Source organism: Vibrio sp. 2304, assembly GCF_033339475.1.
GTDB lineage: Bacteria > Pseudomonadota > Gammaproteobacteria > Enterobacterales > Vibrionaceae > Vibrio > Vibrio alginolyticus.
Genome location: NZ_JAWOUQ010000047.1, coordinates 1 through 986, shown reverse-complemented (window position 1 = coordinate 986; position 986 = coordinate 1). Strand labels below are relative to the sequence as shown.

Annotated in this window: 1 rRNA gene; it reads right to left on the bottom strand. The window is 47.5% G+C overall.

Features of this window, described 5'->3' with window-relative positions:
• Positions 1-563: ribosomal RNA gene (locus R7P64_RS24145) — 16S ribosomal RNA — on the bottom strand; the annotation flags it as partial.
• Between the last annotated feature and the right edge of the window lie 423 nt (positions 564-986).

The window sequence follows — 986 nt, the reverse complement described above, 5'->3', positions numbered from 1 at the left end:
TAACGCTCGCACCCTCCGTATTACCGCGGCTGCTGGCACGGAGTTAGCCGGTGCTTCTTCTGTCGCTAACGTCAAATAATGCAGCTATTAACTACACTACCTTCCTCACGACTGAAAGTGCTTTACAACCCGAAGGCCTTCTTCACACACGCGGCATGGCTGCATCAGGCTTGCGCCCATTGTGCAATATTCCCCACTGCTGCCTCCCGTAGGAGTCTGGACCGTGTCTCAGTTCCAGTGTGGCTGATCATCCTCTCAGACCAGCTAGGGATCGTCGCCTTGGTGAGCCCTTACCTCACCAACTAGCTAATCCCACCTAGGCATATCCTGACGCGAGAGGCCCGAAGGTCCCCCTCTTTGGCCCGTAAGCATTATGCGGTATTAGCCATCGTTTCCAATGGTTATCCCCCACATCAGGGCAATTTCCTAGGCATTACTCACCCGTCCGCCGCTCGACGCCGTTATCGTTCCCCGAAGGTTCAGATAACTCGTTTCCGCTCGACTTGCATGTGTTAGGCCTGCCGCCAGCGTTCAATCTGAGCCATGATCAAACTCTTCAATTTAAGATTTTGTTCGGCTCAATGAATACTGAACATTACATAAAGTAATGTTTGAATTGACTGTGCTGAATCTTTCGATTCAATGGTCACTTCGTTTCATTGAAACCTAAATTGTTTCCGAAGAAACTATTTGGATTATCATCAACGAGTGCCCACACAGATTGATAGGTCTATATTGTTAAAGAGCTTTCCTGCTGAGCTTCGCTCAAAACAGGACGGCCATTTTAGCGAGTTAAAGTTTAGTGTCAATCACTTTTTTCAAACTTTCTTCAAGCGTTTCCGCTTGGCTAATTTGGCTTGCTAGCTTGGCTTCTTACTTCCGAAACTTAAGCTTCGAAGCGTTGCCGTGTCAGCGAGGTGGCATTATAGAGATTGCGATCACATTGGCAAGCCCTTTTTCTCGTTTTTTTTGATTTTTTTATCGTT